This is a genomic window from Streptococcus sp. 343_SSPC, from assembly GCF_001072385.1.
Lineage (GTDB): Bacteria > Bacillota > Bacilli > Lactobacillales > Streptococcaceae > Streptococcus.
In genome coordinates, this window is the sequence record NZ_JVKU01000021.1 from 27,951 (window position 1) to 46,137 (window position 18,187).

Below are 18,187 nucleotides of genomic sequence, written 5' to 3' on the forward strand. Positions count from 1 at the left end.
AATAAAGAAATGGGTTTAACTGTTGATCAGCATAGAGAGCTTGTGGTAAATGATATCCGACAAGCCCTTCAACATGTTTTTGGTGAGCATTTCGAAATTGTAGATATAGAAACGACGGCCCGGAGTGCTTATGGTCCGACATTTATTCTTGAGGTTCATCTTGAAGAATATAAGACAGCAATAAATATGTTGGTTGAAGGTAACGATGTATCACTCCTCTGGGGTCCTGAAAGATTCGGGATGGAGTTTTTGTATGATCGAGATCGTTTTCGATATAGCTTCGGAAAGATCAAAGCTTATCTGGATCAACCAGGCCTGATGTTATCTGAAGCACTGACTCCTGATAATCTCTTAAAAAAGCGTTTCCTCCTTAAAAGAATGATAGAATCTACCTTTGAGGGAATAGCAAAAATAGACTTTTGGAGAAGACCCTTCGAAAAGAATGAACCATTTAGGGTTGTCTTTACTTGTTTGTTGCCTCATTATCCAGCTTTTTTTAGCCTTGAGATAGCGGGGCAGCAGTTTGTCCTTGAAGAGATAGACCCCATGCTTTCTAGTATAGAGGACCAAGCATTTCCAATCCATCAGCCTATTGATCTAACCGTATCCAATATGACTTCTTTCTTGGATTGGTTTAAAGATAGTCTAGAAGGGAATGCTTCCACTGATACGTTTTCTGGTTTAACACTCCCCCTTGATTCTGCTACCATTGAAGAGAAAGTTTCCCAAGTACAAGAGATAATCCGATCGACGTTTACAAAGGATATTTCTTTTATGGAAGCGAACAAACTGGTTAAGTCTAATTGTTTTTATGGCATTGATTTTTCAGTTCGATCTGAATATTATGATGTGATATTTTCAATTAGCTTGGTTGGACGACACTTTGCTCTTCGTGTTATGAAGCCAGATAAGCCAGATAAGAAAGACAATTGGATGATCAATGGCTTTCCTTATCTGCTGGTGGAGGAAAACCTTAGCAAAGTCATCAGGGAAGCGGAAGCCTATTTTGCAAGACAGGTAGAAGCAGTTGAAGCGAAAGTAGGGTCAACTGAAAGCAATAGTGAAGTAAACCCAAGCACCCAAGCTCCAGTAGGAGTGGACCAAGCTAAGGACAAAGAAGAATTGCTCAAAAAAGAGTATTTAGGATTGAGAAAGCTATGGAAAGTCCAATTCCTGATTTTCTGTCTTTTGTTGATTGCCGTCTTCGTCCTAGAAGTGTATATGGGGGGAGCTGGCTATAAGGCCTTTAAGATGAAAATTAAGTATAGTTGGATTTCTGTCCATAGTTTTTCATTTCTCTTTCTGACCTTGTATGCATTGTTGACCCTCTTCCCGACTCAAAAGAGAGTCTATGATCTCTTACCTCAATCCCCTAGTTGGAAATCTCTTTCGACCAAGGGTGTTCGATTGCCTAAGAAGGAAACTGGCTGGACCTCTTTAGTGATTCTGATCTTGCTTCTTCTGGGGACCATTGATTTCCTCAGTCGCAAGCCGGAACCAAAGGTTGAAAATCCGTTGAACTATCGAGAAATCAACAATCTCTATGAGGAAGAAAGAAATTCTCACTACGACGACATCATCAACAAAATCCAAGACTCTAGTGGCCAGTTCTTTGAAAAAGAAAGTCCCGTGTCGGAATAATCTGAGTCCATAGAAGGGCGAGTAGCCTAGTTGAAAAGGAAACAGGATCCTCAATGAAAAAACTCTGCAAGCTCTTTCATTTTGTGTTAAAATAGAGGTAATAGAATTAGAAAAGGAAGTTGACTATGAAATTCCTAGAACTCAACAAAAAACGTCATGCGATCAAGCATTTCACAGACCAACCGGTCGATCCAAAGGATGTGCGGACAGCTATTGAAATTGCGACCTTGGCGCCAAGTGCGCACAATAGCCAACCATGGAAATTCGTGGTCGTTCGTCAGAAAAATGCGGAATTGGCTAAACTAGCCTATGGTGGGAACTATGACCAAGTCATGGAAGCACCTGTGACCATCGCTCTCTTTACAGATACCGATTTGCAACGTCGAGCTCGGAAGATTGCGCGTGTCGGTGGGGTCAAGAACTTCTCAGATGAGCAGTTGCAATACTTCATGCAAAACCTTCCTGCAGAATATGCTCGCTACAATGAACAACAGATTAGCGATTACTTGGCATTGAATGCTGGATTGGTCGCAATGAACCTGGTATTGGCCTTGACGGACCAAGGAATCGGCTCAAACATCATCCTTGGCTTTGACAAATCAAAAGTCAATGAAGTCTTGGAAATCGAAGAGCGTTTCCGTCCAGAACTCTTAATCACGGTTGGTTACGCAGCAGAGAAGGTAGAACCTAGCTACCGCTTGCCAGTAGACGAAATTATCGAAAAACGCTAATAACAACAGAAAGAACCGGATGGTCCTCGTCTCGTACGATACAAGTCCGGTTTTCTAGAATCCTTTGCCAGGCTAGTGGATAGTCACTGAAGGGATTCTAGAGGATTCAATTTAAATCGAAATAACGGAGGAATGCATGACAACAATTGACTTTAAAGCAGAAGTAGAAAAACGCCGCGAAGAAATGATGGCTGACCTTTTCAGCCTCTTGGAAATCAACTCAGAACGGGATGACAGCCAGGCGGATGCGACTCACCCTTACGGACCTGGACCCGTCAAAGCCCTTGAGAAATTCTTGGAAATTGCTGAGCGTGATGGCTACGAAACAACCAATGTAGACAACTATGCTGGACATTTCACCTTTGGACAAGGGGAAGAAGAGCTTGGAATCTTTGCCCATATGGACGTGGTGCCTGCAGGTAGTGGCTGGAATACAGACCCTTACAAACCTGAGATTATCGATGGCAAGCTCTATGCGCGTGGTTCATCAGATGACAAGGGGCCTACAGTAGCTTGTTACTACGGCTTGAAGATTATCAAGGATCTGGGATTACCTGTATCTAAGCGCGTGCGCTTCGTGGTCGGTACTGATGAAGAATCTGGCTGGGGCGATATGGACTACTATTTCAAACATGTCGGTCTTCCTGATCCATACTTTGGCTTCTCTCCAGATGCGGAGTTCCCAATCATCAACGGGGAAAAAGGAAACATTACTGAGTACCTTCACTTCGGTGGTCAAAATACAGGTCAAGCGCATCTTCATAGCTTCACCGGCGGTCTTCGTGAAAACATGGTCCCAGAGTCAGCGACAGCAGTCGTTTCTGGGCAATTACCAGACCTAGCTGGTCTCTTGGAGGCTTTTGCCAATGACCACCAACTTCGTTATGAAGTGGCAACAGAGAATGACGGTAAATTTAAAGTCACCATTATCGGGAAATCTGCCCACGGCTCTACTCCAGAAGCTGGGATCAATGGAGCAACTTACTTGGCTCTCTTCTTGAACCAATTTGACTTCGGTGGAGATGCCAAAGCTTACTTGCAGGTGTCAGCATCTCTTCTTCACGAAGACTTTGCTGGTGAGAAGCTTGGCATTGCCCACACGGATGAAAAGATGGGGGCTCTCAGCATGAATGCGGGTGTCTTCAACTTCGACGAAAACAGCTCAGATAACACCATTGCCTTGAACATTCGTTACCCTAAAGGAACAGATCCAGAAACCATCAAAGCTGGTCTTGAAAAAGTAGAAGGAGTGGCATCTGTCAGCTTGTCTGCCCACGGCCACACCCCTCACTATGTTCCTATGGAAGATGAATTGGTCTCAACGCTTTTGCGTGTCTATGAAAAACAAACCGGACTGAAAGGTCATGAGCAAGTAATCGGTGGCGGAACCTTTGGTCGTCTATTAAAACGCGGGGTTGCCTTCGGTGCCATGTTCCCAGACTATGTGAACACAATGCACCAAGCCAATGAATTTGCGGATGTAGAAGATCTCTACCGTGCAGCTGCAATCTACGCAGAAGCCATCTACGAACTCATCAAATAAGATGCTACTCAGTCGGCACTTGCTGGCTGAGTTTTTGCTTAGAGGAGGAGAAATGGATCAACTGGAGCGGATCAAAGAGGCCATTATGGCCGATCCACAAAACAAAAACTATACGGATAAAGGGATCGAGCCCTTGTTTGCGGCACCAAAGACTGCTCGGATCAATATCATCGGACAGGCACCTGGACTGAAAACACAAGAAGCCGGCCTCTATTGGAAGGACAAGAGTGGAGACCGTCTTAGGGAGTGGTTGGGAGTCGATGAAGAGACCTTTTACCATTCGGGTCTATTTGCGGTCATTCCCATGGACTTTTATTTCCCAGGGCATGGCAAGTCAGGGGATCTGCCACCTCGCAAGGACTTTGCGGAAAAGTGGCACCCTCTGCTCCTTAAGGAGTGTCCGAATATCGAGTTGACTCTCTTGATCGGCCAGTATGCCCAAGCTTACTATCTCCATGAGAAAGTCAGTGGCAAGGTGACCGAGCGGGTAAGCCGATACAAGGACTACCTGCCCAACTATTTCCCTCTGGTCCACCCTTCGCCCCGCAATCAGATCTGGATGGCCAAGAATCCCTGGTTTGAGGCAGAAGTGGTGCCGGCTCTTCAGGCTCGGGTCCAGCAGATTTTAAGAGAGTACAAAAAGAATAATGAGTGATAACCACCAATAGGAGGAATTCCCATGGATGCATATCAAAAAGTCAAAGCCAAATTGGACGAGCTCGGGATTGAATTTGATGTGGTGGAGCATCCACCAGTATTGACTACCGAGCAGGCCGATTCCTATATTGAAGGTCTCGAAGGGGTCCGGACAAAGACCATGTTTTTAACCAACAAAAAGAAAACCCAGTACTATCTGCTCATCATGGATGACCAGAAACTCTTGGACATGGATGACTTCAAAGAGCAAGTAGGAGCCAATCGGATCCGCATGGCTTCAACTGAATCTCTGGCAGAAAAAATGCAATTACCAGCAGGGACGGTATCTCCATTTGGCTTGTTAAACAATGAAGAAAAGGATATTCTCGTCTATTTTGATCAGGACATTGTGTCAGAGGAAATCATGACCTTCCATCCTAACACGAATGAAAAGACGATCTTTATCAAAACCCAAGACCTATTCCACTTTTTAGAATCCATTGATTTTAACTATGAAATACTAACCTTGCCATAGTGGCAACAAAAAGGAGAAATCATGAAAGAAATTCCATTTAATGACTTTTTTACAAAGTACCAAGCAGAAGAAATTAACGTCGTCGATGTTCGCGAGCAAGAGGAGTACGATGCTCTTCATCTGGACGAAGTGACCTTACTTCCCTTATCAGTATTGGCAGAACGCTATTCAGAGCTGAACAAAGACCAAGCCTATTATGTCATCTGCAAGTCTGGTCGGCGCTCAGCCCGTGCCTGTCAATTTTTGGAAGAAGCGGGCTATGATGTAACCAACGTCCAAGGTGGCATGGATGCATTTGACTAGTTGGGATGGCCCAGCTTGTGAATTCCGGTAGAACATTGAATTCTAGCTAAAATTTTTATATAATATATCTGTATTTTGTTTTATAAGGAGATTATTTTATGATCAAACAGGATTGGCTTGATTACTTTGAAGCTGTGAACGGTCGTTCAGCAACTGAAGCAGAGATCGCTCAAGCGTTGGCTGCAGGTGAGTTCCAAGAAGAACAGGTAGCCCAAGAAGCTTCACAATTTGTAGGTGCTCCAGTAGCTCCAGACCAAGTAAACGCTGGCTTTGTTGCTGCTCCAGCTGCACCAGAAGAAGTGACTTCACAGTACGTTGCTGCACCAGAGGCACCAGTTCAAGAAGCGCCACAATTCACTGCTGCGCCAGAGGCACCAGTTCAAGAGGCGCCACAATTTGCTGCTGCACCAGAAGCGCCTGTGCAAGAAGCGCCAGTGCAAGAAGCGCCACAATTTGCTGCTGCACCAGAAGCGCCACAATATACTGCTACGCCTGAAGCACCAGTTCAAGAAGCGCCACAATATACTGCTGCGCCAGAAGCACCAGTTCAAGAAGCGCCACAATTCAATGCTGCTCCAGAAGCACCAGTCTTTGGTGCTCAACCAAACGGCTTCCAACAAGCGCCTCAACAACAGCCACAACCAGGATTTGGTCAACCAGCTCCAGGGCAAGCTCCAGGTCAAGGCTTCCAACAAGCACCTTATCCAGGTCAACCTCAACCAGGTCAAGCCTATTATGTACAACCTGCTCAACCAAACGCTTTTGGTCAAGCGATGAAAGGATTCTGGTCATGGATCGTTTCTGCTTTGGCTCGCCCAACAGTAGAAAATCAACCAAAAATCTTGAATGGTATCCTTCATTATGTGTTAACAGCATTTATCCTTAGCCTCTCACTATTCTTCGTGGCGAGTGCCTTCCCATACGCTCAGGTAGGATTTACTGCTTACTTGTTGATTGTCATTGTAACTTTCTTTACACTTTACGCCACTCAGTTAACTGGTTTCTTGGTTCGTAACCTTGTCTTGCAAGATAAAGAATACACCTACAAACGTTCATTTGATGAGTTTGCTCGCTTGTCTATCTATGCCTTGCCTGCATCCCTCATTGTCTTGATCCTTTCTCTAGTCAAGTACTTTGAAGGATTTAGCTTCCTTCTATCTTTGATCTTCGTTCTCTATTTCTTGGGCTTGCTATATACTGTTTACCAAGGTTTGAACAGAACAAAATTCAAAGCTGACAAATTCTTGTTACTCCTTGCTTCTACAGCAGTCATTCTTGTCATCTTCACCATTGTTGGCATCATTGACAGACGCATTTTAGAACAAGTATCCTTCTATATCGCTTCCTTCTTCTAATCAGATAGGGAAACGGTCATAATATCTTGTTCAACAACTATCGGATAAAAATAATTTAGGTTTTAGGAGAACAAACCGATGAACAAAAAATGGGTAGAATTATTTGAAAAAGTAATCGGTCGCAAACCTACTCCTGAAGAATTCATTGCCGGAAGAGATTCCGGCTTTGATTTTAAGGCAATCAAATCAATTGCCGGAGTAGCTATCGACCAAGTGGCGCCAGAAGTGCCAGGGCTAGGAGAGCAGGAAGTGGTAGAAGCAGTTGTAAATCCACTCCAACAGGCCTGGGAAGAGCGTTTCTTCGCCCTCTATGGACGTGCGCCACTTCCAGAAGAGATTGAATCAGCTCGTAGCCAGAACTTTGAAATCGTAGAAGGACCTGCTCCAACGATTCACTTGGATGAGACCAATCAAACAACACAGGTCTTCGCGCCAGTGGAGAGTCCATCAGAAGCTCCAGAAAGTCTGTCCCAGCCAGTTGAAGCCCTAGTGCCAGTAGAAGCGCCAGAGCAAGAAGAAGCTGGCAAGAAAGGCAAGAAAAAGAAAGAAAAGAAAGTCAAAAAAGAGAAAAAGGGCAAGAAAAAGAAAGTTTTCTTCTTCAGTATTTTGGCTTTGTTGGTCTTGGCCTTGTCTGGACTAGGCTATTACTTCTCAACAACTACGGGCCCACAGGTGACAGTAGACAAATTGGTCACAGCCATTGAACAAAAGGATTACCGGGAAGTGGCTAGCATCCTATCAAATGACAAGGACAAGTGGACCAAGGAAGAAGCTCAAGGCTTGCTTGACTACATGACGGCTCAGAAGATCGATGTCATTTACGAATTAGATCATATCGCCCAGTCTTCAAAAACAGGGATCGTCAAGGACAAAAATCAGAATCTACTGATTGGAATCGAGAAGGCGGATAAGAAATTCGGTATCTTCCAAGAATACCGCATCGCAACCTATCCACTTGAAGTCACAGCAACTACGAATCTGGATGATGCCAAGCTTAAGACCAGTGAAAAAGAGTCGACAGTGCTCAAAAAGAACCAAACCACCAAACTTGGAAAGGTTCACTTTGCGCCACGAGACATGCAACTGGACGGTAAGACCGAAGTTGGAAAGATTTCTAGTGAGGTCAAGCTAGATCCAGCTCAAGCTTCTAAGAATAAGCTGGACTTGACCTTCAATTCTGAGAAACGACTTCTGGAAATTGAATTCCCAGAGGAAGTCAGCAATCCAACGGATATCAAGGTAGCCGTGAATGGCAAGGAAGTCGGCACAAGTACTTTATTTGAAGTCGACGTCGTAGCCCATCAAGAAATCGAGGTCCATGCAGTCTTTAGTCTCAACAATGAGAGCTATACAACTGAAAAGACCAAGGTTACAATCGGTGAAACTCCTGATGACGATGAAGTCATCACCTTGAAGCTTTCTAAGGATGTGGCTAAACGATTGAAAGATGCAGAAACAGCTCGTAAAGCCAAGGAAGAAGAAGCCAAGAAGGCAGAAGAGAAGAAAACTGCTATCACCTCCTTCCTCCAAGACTACCGGACAGAAATCTTCTCATCTGTCTCAAGTAGATCCAACACCTACTCCAAGTACTATGACACTTCAAGTGATGCCTACAAGGAAATGGTGGAGTGGACGACAGGTGGAGGCGTCAAGAAGGCTGAAATCGACTACTATACACCAGGTGTTTTCAACGTTCTCAGCGTTACCGAAGAGAACGGAATGATCATCGTGAAAACCCACGAAGAATATACTGTACACTATGTGACCAGCCGAAAAGATAGCCAGAGTAGCAAGGACAAGACCTACACCCTAAAACCTGTGGGGGATACTTACGTGATTACGGCTATTGCGGTCACGGCTGGTAATTAGGAGGTTTATGATGAAATTAAGCATGACAAAATGGACGCTTGCTGGCCTGGTTCTGTTGAGCCTAGGTGCTTGTGGCCAACAAAAGGAATCAAAGAGCTCATCTCAAAAAGAGCCTGCTTCCAGTAAGCAAGTCGCTCAGTCGTCAGCCGGCAAAGAAACCAGTGCTTCTGAAGCAACTTCATCTGATGATAGCGACAAGTCAACGAAGAAGGCAGGCGAAGTCACAGTAGACAAAGGCGTTTCTTTCAATGGTTCTTACTACAGTGTTCAAGGAAAGTCTGGGGATATCGTCATCGCCAACAAGCACTACCCCTTAGCTGCAGACTACAATCCAGGTGAGGATCCGACAGCTGTTGCGGCCTTGCACGAGTTGATTGCAGCCATGCAGGCAGAAGGCTATGCTATCAGCGATCAATACAGTGGTTTCCGCAGTTATGAGACCCAGGTTGTTCTCTACCAAAGCTATGTCAATCAAGACGGAGCAGCTGCAGCAGATCGCTACTCAGCTCGTCCTGGCTATAGTGAGCACCAGACAGGTCTAGCATTTGACCTCATCGATACTAGTGGCAATCTGGTCCAAGAAGCAGGCGCAAGCAAATGGTTGCTCAAGAATGCTGCTAAGTATGGCTTTATCGTCCGCTATCAAGAAGGAAAAGAAGCGAGCACAGGCTACATGCCGGAAAGTTGGCACCTTCGCTATATTGGAGAAGATGCAAAAGACGTCGCAGCTTCAGGAAAAAGCCTAGAAGAATACTTTAACTTTACCGGTGGCGACTACGAATAATACAAAAACCGCCCTTTCAGGAAGTCTGAAGGAGCGGTATTTTTGTGCGGACAAGGACAAGAAAAAACCACTGCCAAGTGGAAGTGGTTTTGATTGGTTTCTTATTTGAGACCGTATTTTTTGTTGAAACGATCCACACGTCCATCTGCTTGAGTGAACTTTTGACGTCCAGTGTAGAATGGGTGTGAGTCTGATGAAATTTCAACACGGATCAATGGGTAAGTTTCACCTTCGAATTCAACAGTCTCGTTAGAGTACTTAGTTGAACCACTAAGGAACTTATAACCAGTAGTAGTGTCCATGAAGACAACAGGGCGATATTCTGGATGGATATCTTTTTTCATTTTGCAATAATTCCTTTCTGCCATGGTCTCTTTCCGAGCCATAGATTGTTACTAAGTTAGTTTATCAAAAACAAATGAGTTTGGCAAGGATTTTTACCAAATTTTTCGTATTTTATAAAGAAAAAAAGTGGGAGAAGCCTATCCTGTTAGGTAAGCTTTCCCACTCCGACTAACAACCCTAGAAAGGAATAGTTAGCCATATAAGATCAATAGAAATCTTTTTATTCTTGACCAGGTTCAGTAGTTGGCTGTTCTGGTTGTTGAGGTTGCTGTTGCTCTTGTGGTTGCCAAGCTTGTTGAGGCGCTTGTTGGAACCCTTGTTGAGGCTGTTGAGGCGCTTGTTGGAACCCTTGTTGAGGCTGTTGAGGCGCTTGTTGGAACCCTTGTTGAGGCGCTTGTTGGAACCCTTGCTGAGGTTGTTGAGGCGCTTGTTGGAACCCTTGTCCCGGAGCAGGTTGACCAAATCCTTGTTGCGGTTGTTGCCATTGTTGTTGTCCAGGTTGACCAAACCCTTGTTGAGGCGCTTGTTGGAACCCTTGTCCTGGGGCAGGCTGACCAAATCCTTGTTGCGGTTGTTGCCATTGTTGTTGACCAGGTTGACCAAACCCTTGTTGAGGCGCTTGTTGGAACCCTTGTCCTGGAGCAGGTTGACCAAATCCTTGTTGAGACGCTTGTTGGAATCCTTGTCCTGGGGCAGGCTGACCAAACCCTTGTTGCGGTTGTTGCCATTGTTGTTGTCCAGGTTGACCCGGTTGTTGTGGTGATTGGACAGATGATGCAACAGACTGTGCGAATCCTCTACTTGTTGATGCAAGTTCTTGGAATGTCCCTTTAGTGATTTTACCACCAGACATAGCAAGGAGTCCTGTGACCACAATAGCAATACTTGCAATGACTGCAATAATCAAACCAAAACCAATAGAAAAGCCATCACCGAATTGAGATGAAGCACCAAAGACTCTAAACATAGTGATGATCGTAATTAAGCTTTCAAGAATACCGATAGCAATGACACCAATAGAAAAATTCTTGTTCATTGGTGGAGCAATGTTTGGAAGGCAAGCTAGAACGATGGCACCAATAGCTAGGACAACGATGACCCATCCAAATTCACCTTGAATTCCACTGAAAGAATAACTTCCGAAGGATCCACCATTTAATGTACTCCATGGCAAAAAGGTAGAAATGGCAGTAAGAGCTGCTGCGACGATGATAAAAATACGATGTTTATGCATAAAACGTCTCCTTTTTTTGTGATTATTATAGCATAAATTAGCTCAAACTGGAATGGAAATTTAAGAAATCGTTCACATTTTTCTAAATGTTATTAAAATTCATTCGTTTTTGTGTAAAATGAAAAAAGGCCAATCGTCTCCACTAGAAACGACTGACCTGCTTGCTTGATTTTCACTATCTATTTGGCCTTGGCAACTTCCTGTAGTTCTCGATAGATTTGCTCGTTTTCTTCTAAGGAATAAGAATTGGCTCCACTGGCGAGTGGGTGACCTCCACCATCGTGGCGTTTGGCAATCTCATTGATCACCAGAGCCTTACTTCTCATACGGACGCGGTAGTGGCCGTCAGCTTGCTCGACAAAGATAGCCCAGACGCTGACGTCTTCGATCCGACCAGGTGCTGAGACGATCGCAGCAGTCTCGGCATCTGTGATTTGGTAATGTTTGAGGAGCTCCTGGGTCAGGGTTACGCGACTAGCTCCATTTTCATCGATTTCGAGATGATCATAGATATAGCCTTGAAGCTTGGCGATCTTGGAGCTCATGCTGTCCATCTGACGAGAAAGACCTGCAAAATCAAAGTCAAAGCTACGAAGGTGGGCAGCCATCTCGAAAGTCCGGCTGGTCGTCGAAGGGTAGAGAAAACGTCCAGTGTCTCCGACAATACCAGCATAGAGGAGACGGGCTGCTTCTGGACTAATCTCAAGCTGTTGTTCAAGAGCGAAGAGGGTGATAAGCTCACTCGTAGAGCTTGAATCTGTGTCTACCCAGAGGAGATCTCCGTAGGCATCATCGTTTGGATGGTGGTCGATCTTGATCAGAAAATCGCCACTCGTGTAGCGTTTGTCATCGATGCGAGGAGTGTTGGCAGTATCGCAGACAATGACCAAGGCACCTGCATAGTCCTCATCTGTAACAGTATCCATGCTAGCCATCCAAGCAAGTGTCGGCTCGTTATAGCCGGTAGCTAGGACTCTTTTGTCTGGGAAGTTGGTCTGGATGATCTCTTTCAGACCAACCTGGCTTCCAATCGCGTCAGGATCCGGATTCATATGGCGGTGAAGGATTATGGTATCGTAGTGGTTGATTTTCTCTAAAATGTCCTGTGTGATCTGCATATAGTACCTCATTTAATTCTCTTTCAATTTTAGCATAAGGAGGGCATTTGGAAAAGAAAAAGGTTGTCTAGCCTCTGGTGTAGAATTTCCGAACAATGCTAGGCTCTTAGTACTTGACTATGCAAAATGCGCGCGAAAGTGGTATAATGTCATAAGATTATTATTTGGAGGGAATTATGACATTAGCAAAGATTGTTTTTGCAAGTATGACAGGAAATACAGAAGAGATTGCTGATATCGTAGCAGATAAGTTTCGTGATCTTGGTGTCGAAGTAGAAGTCGACGAATGTACAACAGTAGACGCAGAGGACTTTCTTGAAGCTGATATTGCAGTCGTAGCGACCTATACCTACGGTGATGGTGAGCTTCCTGATGAAATCGTAGACTTTTATGAAGACTTAGCGGGTCTTGACTTGAATGGTAAAATCTACGGTGTTGTTGGATCCGGTGATACCTTCTACGACGAGTTCTGTAAGGCAGTCGATGACTTTGATCGTGTCTTTGCAGCGACTGGTGCGGTTAAAGGTTCTGAGTGCGTAAAGGTAGACTTGTCAGCTGAAGATGAAGATATTGAAAAATTAGAAGCTTTTGCAGAAGAAGTCGTAGCAAAAGTGGGCTAATCCATAGCTAAGAAAGGTGTTTGCATGTCGCAGGCGCTTTTTTTATGGTTGAAAATCTTCAATAGCTGGATAGGGCTAGTAAGATTGCACGATTTTTGATAAAATGGGTAGCAAAAAGTAAGGAGGCCAGTGTATGGAACTAGAGAAGATTCGCCAAGAGATTGACAGTATTGATAAAGAATTGGTCCGTCTATTAGAACGCCGGATGCACTGTGTGGAAGATGTCATTCGCTACAAAGAAACCCATCAAAACCCAGTCTTGGATCGAGCTAGAGAAGATGAGGTCTTAGCCAATGTAGCCGGCTTGGTCCAGGAAAAACGCTATGAAGAGACCATCCTTGCCACTTATCGGGATTTGATGAAGCGCTCTAGAGGCTACCAGGCCGATCAGTTAGATGCGGACTAGGGTGCAGAGATGACGATGAGTAAAAGAACCTTAGTTTATACCCTAGATGCCCTTATAATCGGGGCAATCGTTGGGGTGATTGATACCCTCTTTGGGCGTGTCTTGATCGGGATTGGAGAAGTTCGTACAGACTATCTCCTCTATCTCTTGCCCTTTCTGGCTCTAGCAGGTATTTTGATCACCTATCTCAATCGCACCTATGGGGGCAAGAGTCAAAAAGGGATGGAGCTCCTCTTTGAAGTGGGTGAGGGAAGGGAGAAAGACATTCCCAAGCGCTTGATCCCTTTGACTATTCTTTCTACCTGGATGACGCATCTCTTTGGTGGGTCAGCTGGTCGCGAAGGAGTAGCGGTCCAGCTCGGTGGGACGGTGGCCCATGCTCTACGAAGAGAGGATCTTGGCCCAGACGATTCACGGGTCTATTTGGTCACTGGGATGGCTGCCGGCTTCGGCGGGCTCTTTCAGACGCCTCTAGCTGCCATCTTCTTTGCTATGGAGGTCTTAGTGGTTGGAAGACTGGAGTGGCGGGCTCTCTATCCTGCTACCATCGCAGCCTTTGTCGCTAGCTGGACCTCTTACACCTTGGGGCTAGAGAAGTTCACTCAGGTCATTTCAGACAAGCTCTCCCTATCGCCTCACGTATTCTTGCAGTTGCTGGTCTTAGGAGTCATCTTTGGTCTGACAGGTAAGCTCTTTGCCTATCTTTTGGGGCAGTTAAAAACTAGCTTTGCCAAGACCTTTTCCAATCCCTATGTGCGGATTGGAGTGGTCGGTCTCAGTCTGAGTATTCTCTTGTATCTGATTGGGACAGGTCGCTATACAGGACTGGGAACCAACCTGATCTCCCAAAGCTTTGAAGGTGCCGATAGCAAGAGCTTGATCACTGGGGCAGACTGGATCCTCAAGCTCCTCTTTACGGTAACGACCATAGCGGCAGGCTATAAGGGAGGAGAAGTGACCCCGCTCTTTTCTATCGGGGCAAGTCTAGGTGTATGGCTAGCTCCTTTCTTTGGACTGCCGGTTTATCTGGTAGCTGCCTTGGGCTATGCGGCAGTCTTTGCCGGGGCGACCTCAACGACCATTGGCCCCATCTTGATCGGATGTGAGGTCTTTGGTTTTCAGCATTGGCCAGCCTTTCTCTTGGTCTGTCTGGTCGCTACGCGTCTCTTTCCAGCCCTGTCTATCTATGGTGGACAAAAAGTTGCGAAAAAGTTGCAATAATCCTTTACAAACGGACATTCTTTTGGTATTATAAACTTTGTGCGTAATGGAAGCACAAAAATACAGTTTATCCGCTGAGGGAGTAACCCTCAAGATTGACGAAGATAGGAGAATAAAATGAATCCATTAATCCAAAGCTTGACTGAAGGTCAACTTCGTACTGATATCCCTGCATTCCGTCCTGGTGACACTGTTCGTGTACACGCGAAAGTTGTCGAAGGATCTCGTGAACGTATCCAGATCTTTGAAGGCGTTGTTATCGCTCGTAAAGGTCAAGGACACACTGAAATGTACACTGTTCGTAAAATCTCTAACGGTGTCGGTGTTGAACGTACATTCCCAGTACACACTCCACGTGTAGAAAAGATTGAAGTAGTACGTTACGGTAAAGTACGTCGTGCGAAATTGTACTACCTTCGTGCATTGCAAGGTAAAGCAGCTCGTATTAAAGAAATCCGTCGTTAAGACGAACAAGGAGGCGGGAGTGATCTCGCTTCTTTTTTTTATAGGTCCCCTTAGTTCAATGGATATAACAACTCCCTCCTAAGGAGTAGTTGCTGGTTCGATTCCGGCAGGGGACATTTTAAGAAGCGTAAAGAAACATAAAGAATATTCAAAGTCTTTATTTATAGGCAATCATCACAATTTAGTTTTTTAAAATAGTATAGTATATTTTGTTTTTTTGACCAAAGTGTGACCAAAATTTGACTAAATATTTGTTTTGATTTTGATGATTATGAGGTTAAGTAGATCATAGGAGTAAGTCTTTATAGGTATAAGTTATTTATGCTCGCTATGTTAGTTAAATAATTAATTTTTGACTGATTTATCTCTGTTTAATGTAAATTAGTTATGAGGAATATTGTCTTATTTATATACGAATATATAATATAATGATACAATAATATTATATAGAAAATTGTAGATATTAGACTGACTATAAAAAATGGAGGTAATTTATGAATAGCAAGGAATGGATTATGGAATTTGAATCTTTAAATGTATGATTACTATAACCGTTATAAAATCAATAAGAAACGTTGTGGTCGGAATTTTTGATATCTTCTAAGAGTAGTCAGAGGATTATTGATTTAATAACAGAAGTACACGAAGACATATATTTAACATCTATTATTTTACCCATCCCGAAGATTTTAGCTCAATCTTTAGCATTTTGGTAAAGTATGGAAAAAGTACAAGTAAATATATTTTATCGAAAGGAGAGATATATGAGTGAAATAGTTATTAATGCTCAGAATTTATCTAAAAATTTTTATAATTTTGATTCAAGACTCCCATTTATCAAGAGATTTTTGAAACGTAATCAAATAACGATTCGAGCTGTTCAAGATATTAGTTTTACGATTAAGAGAGGGAGTATAGTTGGCTTTATTGGGAGTAATGGAGCTGGTAAATCCACAACGATTAAAATGTTGACTGGGACTCTTTATCCTAGTTCCGGAAAATTAGAAGTGAATGGAGAAATTCCATTTAAAAGAAGTATAAATTTTAGAAAAAAAATTTCAATAGTAGTAGGAAATAAATTACAGTTATTTCAAGATGTTTCGGCTATGGATTATTTTCAATTGATTGGTACTTTATATGAGGTAGAACCGGCGATTTTACAAGAACGAATTCAGGAATTAAGCAATTTGTTGAATGTAAAAGATCAGCTTTACCAGCAGGTCCGGACCCTCTCTCTTGGACAAAAAATGAAAATGGAGTTTATCGCGGCATCTTTAACAAGTCCGGAAATATTATTTTTAGACGAGCCTACTATAGGGTTAGATATACAGTCTAAAAAAGATATCAGAACATTTTTAAAGAAAATGAATGAAGAATGTCATACTACTATTATTTTAACGAGTCATGATATGGATGATATTTCGTCTGTTTGTGACGAATTAATCGTCATTGACAAAGGAAAAATTATTTTGCAGGAGTCAATGGATGTTATTTTATCTAAATTTTCTGATTTTAAATATTTAAAGATAAAAATGACATTAGATTTGGTACCAGAGTTATGCTCTGTTAAAGGAGTAGTAGTCATTTCTCAAACAAAATCGGAATGTATACTAAAAATACCTAGAGATTTTGTCTTTGAGACATTAGAATCAATCAATAAGCTTGTAGATATAGAAGATTTTGAAATATCAAATCTTTCTTTAGAAGAAATTATTTTACAAAACTATTTTACAAAAAAGGAGCACAATTGAAAAAAGAAATGTCTATTATTCTGATATCATTTCGATCTATTTTGAACTATAAATCAAGTGTACTATTGTTAATGTTACAGGCAAGTATACAAATTATGATATCAGTATTTTTATGGACGTATATATATCAGAGTAACCAGATAAATATAGCAGGATATGATTTTACCTCAATGGTTCAATACTATTTGGGGACTATAATTTTTTCATATTTTGTTTTTTATCCAGTTGATTGGGAAATCAATGACGATGTTCATTCAGGAAATTTTTTTAGCATATTAATAAAACCTGTTACTTTTTATAAGTATTATTTTTGTAAAATGCTTGGAGATAGGCTTGCTCATTTATTATTTATCATCATTCCTGTCATTTTATTCTCCAGTGTTTATTACAAGAATGAGTTATTAACCATTGAAATTCTTATTTTAGGAAGTATTGCAATTATTCTATCTATGGTTCTATGGTTTTTAATATCATGTTGTGTAGGTATGCTTTCTTTTTGGTTAGAAAATATATTTTTTGTCCTTACTGTTAAAGAAATAGTAATTCAGTTTTTATCAGGAATATTATTGCCTTTAAGTTTTTTTTCAAATAATTTTCGTCTGTTTTTAGATGTATTACCTTTTAAATACTTAGTATATGAACCGCTTCAGATGTTTAGTAATGATACATATAAATTAATAGACTATTTGAGAATTATTTGTATTCAATTGATTTGGTGCATCATTTTTTATATTATATCAAGATTCATATTGAGAAAAGGAGTGGAGCACTTCTCAAATGTGGGAGGATAAAATGTTTAGAATAAAAGTAATTTTTAGGCTACTTCATTTTGGTTTTAAATCTGATATGAATTTTCATTTTGACTTCTTTTGTGGTCTATTTTCGTCGATACTGTGGATTGGTTTACCTATTGTATTTTTTAGATTGATTTTCTTAAACATAGACTCTTTTAATGGTTGGGACTATTATCAAATTTTATTTTTGGTAGGTTCCTACACTATTGTAGATGGAGTTATGATGGGATTGTTAATTAGAAGTATGGGAATTTTAGAATCAGATATTTTGAGTGGTAACTTGGATCAAATTTTATTGAGGCCGTTTGATACTCAGTTGTTCTATATTTTTAGATCATTTAATTTAGTTCAATTCGTGAATACTTTTTTTGGTCTTGCGATCATTTTTATAAGTTATGGAAATTTAAATGTACATTTAAATTCATTAAAAATATTATTTTATATCCTTTCTTTAATGTGTGGTTGTATTATATATTATTCAATTTGGTTTCTAATAACGATTAGTTCATTTTGGTTCCCAACTAAATTTTCAAAAGTAGATGTATTTTTGAATTATATTGGAATTTCTAAGTATCCATATAATATTTTTACAGGTATTAACAGATTGATCACTATGTTATTTGTTCCCAATTTATTAATTGCCAATCCTGCAGTATTAATATTTTTAGGGAAAGATACATTGAACCTATTTTTCTATCAAATAGTTTTTACAGTTTTTTTGATTATTATCAGTCGTACAATTTTTAGAAAAGGATTGAAAAAATATGAAAGTGCAGGAAGATAAACAATGTTGTTCAGTTATATGTTTGACTAAAGGAAGTGATTCGCTGTACTTT

Annotated in this window: 19 protein-coding genes and 1 tRNA gene; 17 read left to right on the forward strand and 3 right to left on the reverse strand. The window is 41.8% G+C overall.

Features of this window, described 5'->3' with window-relative positions:
- Nucleotides 1–9: 9 nt before the first annotated feature.
- The 9 genes from ADH27_RS06570 to ldcB all read left to right on the forward strand — a co-directional run bounded on the left by ADH27_RS06570 (nucleotide 10) and on the right by ldcB (nucleotide 9,397).
- Nucleotides 10–1,641, forward strand: a complete 1,632-nt coding sequence (locus tag ADH27_RS06570) for a hypothetical protein (protein ID WP_048716787.1) — start codon at nucleotides 10–12, stop codon at nucleotides 1,639–1,641.
- Nucleotides 1,642–1,766: 125 nt separating this feature from the next.
- On the forward strand, nucleotides 1,767–2,372 hold the full coding sequence (locus ADH27_RS06575) for a nitroreductase family protein (protein WP_048716790.1): 606 nt from the start codon (nucleotides 1,767–1,769) through the stop codon (nucleotides 2,370–2,372).
- Between the two features lie 136 nt (nucleotides 2,373–2,508).
- Complete coding sequence (gene pepV / locus ADH27_RS06580) at nucleotides 2,509–3,915, forward strand: dipeptidase PepV (protein ID WP_048716794.1); 1,407 nt, start codon at nucleotides 2,509–2,511, stop codon at nucleotides 3,913–3,915.
- A 52-nt stretch (nucleotides 3,916–3,967) separates the two neighbouring features.
- The gene (locus ADH27_RS06585) at nucleotides 3,968–4,570 is read left to right on the forward strand and encodes a uracil-DNA glycosylase family protein (protein ID WP_048716797.1); all 603 of its coding nucleotides are present in this window, start codon (nucleotides 3,968–3,970) and stop codon (nucleotides 4,568–4,570) included.
- A gap of 24 nt (nucleotides 4,571–4,594) precedes the next feature.
- Nucleotides 4,595–5,086 (forward strand): prolyl-tRNA synthetase associated domain-containing protein, encoded by a 492-nt coding sequence (locus ADH27_RS06590; RefSeq protein WP_048716800.1) that lies wholly within the window; start codon nucleotides 4,595–4,597, stop codon nucleotides 5,084–5,086.
- A 21-nt stretch (nucleotides 5,087–5,107) separates the two neighbouring features.
- Nucleotides 5,108–5,389, forward strand: coding sequence for a rhodanese-like domain-containing protein (locus ADH27_RS06595; RefSeq protein ID WP_048716802.1), 282 nt, complete (start codon nucleotides 5,108–5,110; stop codon nucleotides 5,387–5,389).
- Between the two features lie 98 nt (nucleotides 5,390–5,487).
- The gene (locus ADH27_RS06600; RefSeq protein ID WP_048716806.1) at nucleotides 5,488–6,744 is read left to right on the forward strand and encodes a DUF6574 domain-containing protein; all 1,257 of its coding nucleotides are present in this window, start codon (nucleotides 5,488–5,490) and stop codon (nucleotides 6,742–6,744) included.
- A gap of 78 nt (nucleotides 6,745–6,822) precedes the next feature.
- Nucleotides 6,823–8,613: a TcaA second domain-containing protein gene (locus tag ADH27_RS10430; RefSeq protein ID WP_223355909.1), complete on the forward strand. Its 1,791-nt coding sequence runs from the start codon at nucleotides 6,823–6,825 to the stop codon at nucleotides 8,611–8,613.
- A gap of 10 nt (nucleotides 8,614–8,623) precedes the next feature.
- Entirely contained in the window at nucleotides 8,624–9,397 is a 774-nt protein-coding gene (ldcB, locus tag ADH27_RS06610; RefSeq protein WP_048716809.1) for an LD-carboxypeptidase LdcB/DacB, read from the forward strand.
- Nucleotides 9,398–9,498: 101 nt separating this feature from the next.
- Here the strand turns inward: ldcB and ADH27_RS06615 are convergent, their stop codons facing one another.
- The 3 genes from ADH27_RS06615 to ADH27_RS06625 form a co-directional block, all read right to left on the reverse strand.
- Nucleotides 9,499–9,741, reverse strand: a complete 243-nt coding sequence (locus ADH27_RS06615) for a type B 50S ribosomal protein L31 (RefSeq protein ID WP_023023047.1) — start codon at nucleotides 9,739–9,741, stop codon at nucleotides 9,499–9,501.
- 221 nt (nucleotides 9,742–9,962) lie between these two features.
- The gene (locus ADH27_RS06620; RefSeq protein WP_048716812.1) at nucleotides 9,963–10,976 is read right to left on the reverse strand and encodes a hypothetical protein; all 1,014 of its coding nucleotides are present in this window, start codon (nucleotides 10,974–10,976) and stop codon (nucleotides 9,963–9,965) included.
- A gap of 179 nt (nucleotides 10,977–11,155) precedes the next feature.
- On the reverse strand, nucleotides 11,156–12,094 hold the full coding sequence (locus tag ADH27_RS06625; RefSeq protein ID WP_048716826.1) for a DHH family phosphoesterase: 939 nt from the start codon (nucleotides 12,092–12,094) through the stop codon (nucleotides 11,156–11,158).
- A 176-nt stretch (nucleotides 12,095–12,270) separates the two neighbouring features.
- Here ADH27_RS06625 and ADH27_RS06630 point away from each other — a divergent pair, with 176 nt between their 5' ends.
- The 8 genes from ADH27_RS06630 to ADH27_RS06665 all read left to right on the forward strand — a co-directional run bounded on the left by ADH27_RS06630 (nucleotide 12,271) and on the right by ADH27_RS06665 (nucleotide 18,135).
- Complete coding sequence (locus tag ADH27_RS06630; RefSeq protein ID WP_023026746.1) at nucleotides 12,271–12,714, forward strand: flavodoxin; 444 nt, start codon at nucleotides 12,271–12,273, stop codon at nucleotides 12,712–12,714.
- A 133-nt stretch (nucleotides 12,715–12,847) separates the two neighbouring features.
- Nucleotides 12,848–13,120, forward strand: coding sequence for a chorismate mutase (locus ADH27_RS06635; protein WP_048716815.1), 273 nt, complete (start codon nucleotides 12,848–12,850; stop codon nucleotides 13,118–13,120).
- 9 nt (nucleotides 13,121–13,129) lie between these two features.
- Nucleotides 13,130–14,341 (forward strand): chloride channel protein, encoded by a 1,212-nt coding sequence (locus ADH27_RS06640; protein ID WP_048716818.1) that lies wholly within the window; start codon nucleotides 13,130–13,132, stop codon nucleotides 14,339–14,341.
- Nucleotides 14,342–14,458: 117 nt separating this feature from the next.
- Complete coding sequence (gene rplS, locus ADH27_RS06645; RefSeq protein WP_003003254.1) at nucleotides 14,459–14,806, forward strand: 50S ribosomal protein L19; 348 nt, start codon at nucleotides 14,459–14,461, stop codon at nucleotides 14,804–14,806.
- 44 nt (nucleotides 14,807–14,850) lie between these two features.
- Nucleotides 14,851–14,922 (forward strand) — tRNA-Arg (locus tag ADH27_RS06650).
- 648 nt (nucleotides 14,923–15,570) lie between these two features.
- On the forward strand, nucleotides 15,571–16,557 hold the full coding sequence (locus ADH27_RS06655) for an ABC transporter ATP-binding protein (RefSeq protein WP_003010129.1): 987 nt from the start codon (nucleotides 15,571–15,573) through the stop codon (nucleotides 16,555–16,557).
- Complete coding sequence (locus ADH27_RS06660) at nucleotides 16,554–17,348, forward strand: ABC transporter permease (protein WP_003013825.1); 795 nt, start codon at nucleotides 16,554–16,556, stop codon at nucleotides 17,346–17,348. Before ADH27_RS06655 ends, ADH27_RS06660 begins: the two co-directional genes overlap by 4 nt.
- Nucleotide 17,349: 1 nt before the next feature.
- Nucleotides 17,350–18,135, forward strand: a complete 786-nt coding sequence (locus tag ADH27_RS06665) for an ABC transporter permease (RefSeq protein ID WP_003013947.1) — start codon at nucleotides 17,350–17,352, stop codon at nucleotides 18,133–18,135.
- The last annotated feature ends 52 nt before the right edge of the window (nucleotides 18,136–18,187 follow it).